This window comes from Salinibacter sp. (assembly GCF_036626415.1).
GTDB lineage: Bacteria > Bacteroidota > Rhodothermia > Rhodothermales > Salinibacteraceae > Salinibacter.
In genome coordinates this window covers 1-3,919 of record NZ_JAZKRW010000194.1, presented here as the reverse complement: position 1 = coordinate 3,919, position 3,919 = coordinate 1, and the positions used below count along the sequence as shown (strand labels likewise).

General features: G+C 64.8%; 2 protein-coding genes and 1 pseudogene. All 3 read left to right on the top strand.

From position 1 onward, the window contains the following. The first annotated feature begins 97 nt into the window (after positions 1–97). Positions 98–1,228 (top strand): DUF3419 family protein, encoded by a 1,131-nt coding sequence (locus V5A20_RS13495; RefSeq protein WP_332327578.1) that lies wholly within the window; start codon positions 98–100, stop codon positions 1,226–1,228. Positions 1,229–1,706: 478 nt separating this feature from the next. Continuing rightward, positions 1,707–3,068, top strand: coding sequence for a hypothetical protein (locus V5A20_RS13490; RefSeq protein WP_332317047.1), 1,362 nt, complete (start codon positions 1,707–1,709; stop codon positions 3,066–3,068). 132 nt (positions 3,069–3,200) lie between these two features. Further along, positions 3,201–3,919 (top strand): annotated as a pseudogene (locus V5A20_RS13485) (hypothetical protein); the annotation flags it as partial.

Here is a 3,919-nt window from a genome sequence, read left to right as displayed (position 1 = left end):
GGTTTCGCATGCGACGCTCGGCTCGGATTTTCCTCGGTGGAAACTGCAGTTCAAAATGCAGCCGGCCCGCTCCCCAACTGATCCAGCGACATCAGTCATGAATGAGACAGAAACGACCGACCCTATCGACGACACCCGCGATGCGTCCCTGCCGAGTGCCGACGGCATTCGGTACGCGCAGTGCTGGGAGGACGCCGACGTGCTGGTAGAAGGGCTCGACGTGCAGCCCGGTGACACGTGCCTCTCCATCGCCTCGGCGGGCGACAACGCGCTGGCGCTGCTGACGCGCGATCCGGAGCGGGTGGTGGCCATCGACATGAGTCCCGCACAGCTGGCGTGCCTGGCGCTGCGCGTGGCGGCGTACCGGAAACTGGAGCATCACGAACTGCTCGAATTGATCGGCTCTCGTCCCAGTGACCGGCGCGCCGCGCTCTACGGCCGGTGCCGATCCGCACTAGACGAGACGCCGCGTCGCTTCTGGGACGCGCATCCCGAGCTCGTCGAACGTGGCATTGGGACGGTCGGGCAGTTCGAGCAGTATTTCCGGATCTTCCGCCGGTGGGTGCTTCCGTGGATCCAGTCCGACGAGCGGATCCGGCGACTTCTGGAGGGGGGCGACCCGGACGAGCGGCGGCGCTTCTACGACGAGACGTGGGCCCACTGGCGGTGGCGACTCGTCTTCCGCGTGTTCTTTTCGCGCTTCGTCATGAGCCGACTGGGCCGCGAGCCCGACTTTTTTGAGCATGTGGAGGGCCGTGTCGCCGACCGGCTTCTCGGCCGGGCCCGCTATGCCTTCACTGAGCTCGATCCGTCCGACAACCCGTACCTGCAGTGGATCCTGACGGGACGCCACCGGACCGCGCGTCCCCTGGCCCTACGCCGCGAGCACTTCGAGACGATCCGCGCCCGCCTCGATCGGCTCACCTGGGTCCACGCCTCGCTGGAGGACTACCTGGAGCGGCAGGACGCCAACACGATCGACCGCTTTAACCTGAGCGACGTGTTCGAGTACGTCTCCACGCCGGACTACCACGCGATGCTTGATCAGCTGGTCCGGGTGGGGCGACCGGGCGGACGGCTGGCGTACTGGAACCTGTTCGTTCCGCGGTCGCGGCCAGAGTCGATGGCGGATCGGCTGGTGCCCCGGCCGGAGCGGGCCGATGAGCTCCACGCGCAGGACCGCGCCTTCTTCTACGGCGACTTCGTTCTCGAGGATGTTGCTACATGATTATGTCCGGTTGTTGAGGTATGGGAGTGTTGGGGGTATACGATTGCTTCTCACTCTGTAAAAGTTATTCCAGAGCTACTTCCATTTGCTCTCTCAATCCGTTTGGCTGGCCCGCAGGGACAAAAAGGTTTGCTCTATCATCCATTTGGGATGCCCATTTTGGCTTGACCCAAAATGGACGAAAAGGTCAAGGCTGTGAAGAAAACGGCTGACGAGGCTCTGGAAATCATCGAAACTCACTCGCACGCTCGCTTAGACCCCGATGATTTCGGTCGTTGCGTCCTTCGCTCCGTCCGAGACGCCGTTTTCTTCGAGGCCACGGGTCTCCCAGTCAGAGTGGCTTGCCAGACCTCAGGTCGACTGCTCAACTTTACACTGTTGCCGCACACTGTTGCCAACCGCTCACACGCGATGAGTTGAAGAGGAGGCAGCCTCGACCAGGAGACTCGGATATTTCGAAAATAGCGACCAATCACCAATGCTCTCCCCCTGGCTCGGCATTCCGACCATTCTTGCTGCGTTGGCCGCGCTGCTGGCCGGGCTGCGGCGCTACCGGAGGGCGGCCGAGGTCGATCCGGAGTGGACCCGAAAAATCGTGCACATCGTGATGGGCGGCGTCACGCTCACCTTTCCCTGGGTGTTCGATGCGGTCTGGCCGGTCGTCCTCCTTTCGTCGCTCGCCCTTGTGCTGATGGTCGGCCTTCGGGCCTCCGAGACGCTCCACGAGGCGATGGGACAGGCGCTCCACGGCGTCGATCGAGCCTCGTACGGCGAGCTCTGCTTTCCCATCGCCATCGGGCTTCTGTTCGTGCTTTCGGAAGGCGATCCCGTGCTCTTCTGCGTGCCGATCCTGCTGCTGGGGCTGGCCGATCCAGCAGCCGCGGCCATCGGGCTCCGCCATGGCAAAGTCCTTTACACCACCGACGACGGCATCAAGAGCGGCGAAGGATCGGCGGGGTTCTTCCTCGTGGCGTTCTTCTGCGTGCACGTCCCTCTCCTGTTGGCCACCGACACAGGACGGGCGGAGACGGTGCTCATTGCGACAATCGTGGGGCTGCTTGTGACCTCGCTCGAAGCAATCTCGTGGCGCGGGCTCGACAACCTGTTTGTGCCGGTCGGCGGGTACGTGCTCCTCACGTCGCACATGGCGATGGGCGCGGAGGCACTCCTCCTCCGCCTCGTCGGCATCGCGATCCTGTTCAGCATTCCGTTTCTGTGGTACCGGCGGTCCACCCTCAACGGGAGCGCCTCCTTCATGGCGGCCCTCGTGGGCTACGTGACGTGGTCGATTGGCGGCCTGTCGTGGCTGGCGGCGCCCGCGCTCCTGTACTTTGGCTACACGCTCCTCTGGCCCGCCGCCCAGCGAAAAAAGCCTCATGGCCACCGCGTGCACAATGTGCTGGGCGTGGCGGCCGTGGGGCTGGGCTGGCTCTTCCTGGGGGTGGCCGTCGATGTGCCCTCGCTTCTGTACCCGTATACCGTTGCCTACGCCGCGTTCGTGGCGGCCATCGGGATCGAGCATACGGAGGCGTTTTACGAGGGCACCGCCCACGGCTTCTCCCGCACCGACATTCCGTTTCTCCTGGGAAGCACCCTCCGCAGCGCACTGCCCTTCGTTCCGCTCCTGTGGCTCGTGGACGGGATGAATCTTCCGCTGATGGCGCCGTTCGGGGTGGGGCTGGTGGTAGCGGTGGGCCTCACGGCCACGATCTTCTACGCGTACGCCCCGGTCTTCCGCGATCAACCGAATGCCTTCCTCCTGCACCTGACCCGGGTGGCACTGGTGGTGGGGACGTCGGCGCTGAGCGTCCTCGTCCTCCTAATCATCGAAGCGTCGTGATGTATTTCGTATTGCGTATTTCGTACCGACCGGCGGCGGAGGTCTACACCTGGCAGTGCACAATTACGCAATACGCACCACGCAATACGTCTTCGGAAAGCAACACCCATTTCAGTAAAGACGCCGTCTATCATGTCGAACATCACTTCCCTCACTGATCCAGCAGCCATTGCTTCACTCGACGGCCCGCCGAGCGCATCGACCCTCGACCCGGAGACCCTTGCGCGCCAGGCACCCGACCTGCACCTGGCGGTCCCGGACGACGGGGCCGGGTGTGCGGCGCGGTGCAGCGTGTGGTGGGCCGACACGCCGGGTTACGGAGACGAGACGGTCGGGCTCGTGGGGCACTACGCGGCGGCCACAGCGGATGCGGGCCGGGCGGTGCTCGATCGGGCCTGTCGACGGCTGGCGGACGAGGGATGTACCTGCGCGATCGGGCCGATGGACGGGGCCACGTGGGAGCCCTACCGGTTCGTCACGGAGCGGGGCGACCGCCCGCCGTTCGTGCTGGAGCCCTGGCACCCCCCCGAATACCCCGAGCACTTTCGGGACGCCGGGTTCGCGCCGCTCGCCCGCTACGTCTCGGCGATTGGGGCGGATTTCGACGAGGGCCATGCGCCGTCTCCGTCCAACCCGCCCCGCAACGATGTGCGGATCCGCGCTCTCAACCTCGACTGCTTCGAGGCGGAGCTCCGTCGCCTCCACGGCCTCGTCACGGCCAGCTTTGCCGACAATTTTCTCTATGCCCCGCTGACGGAAGACGACTTCGTCGCGCTCTATCGCCCGCATCGCTCTCGCATCGACCCCACGCTCGTCCGCCTGCTTGAGCAAGAGCAGGGCGACGGGACGCG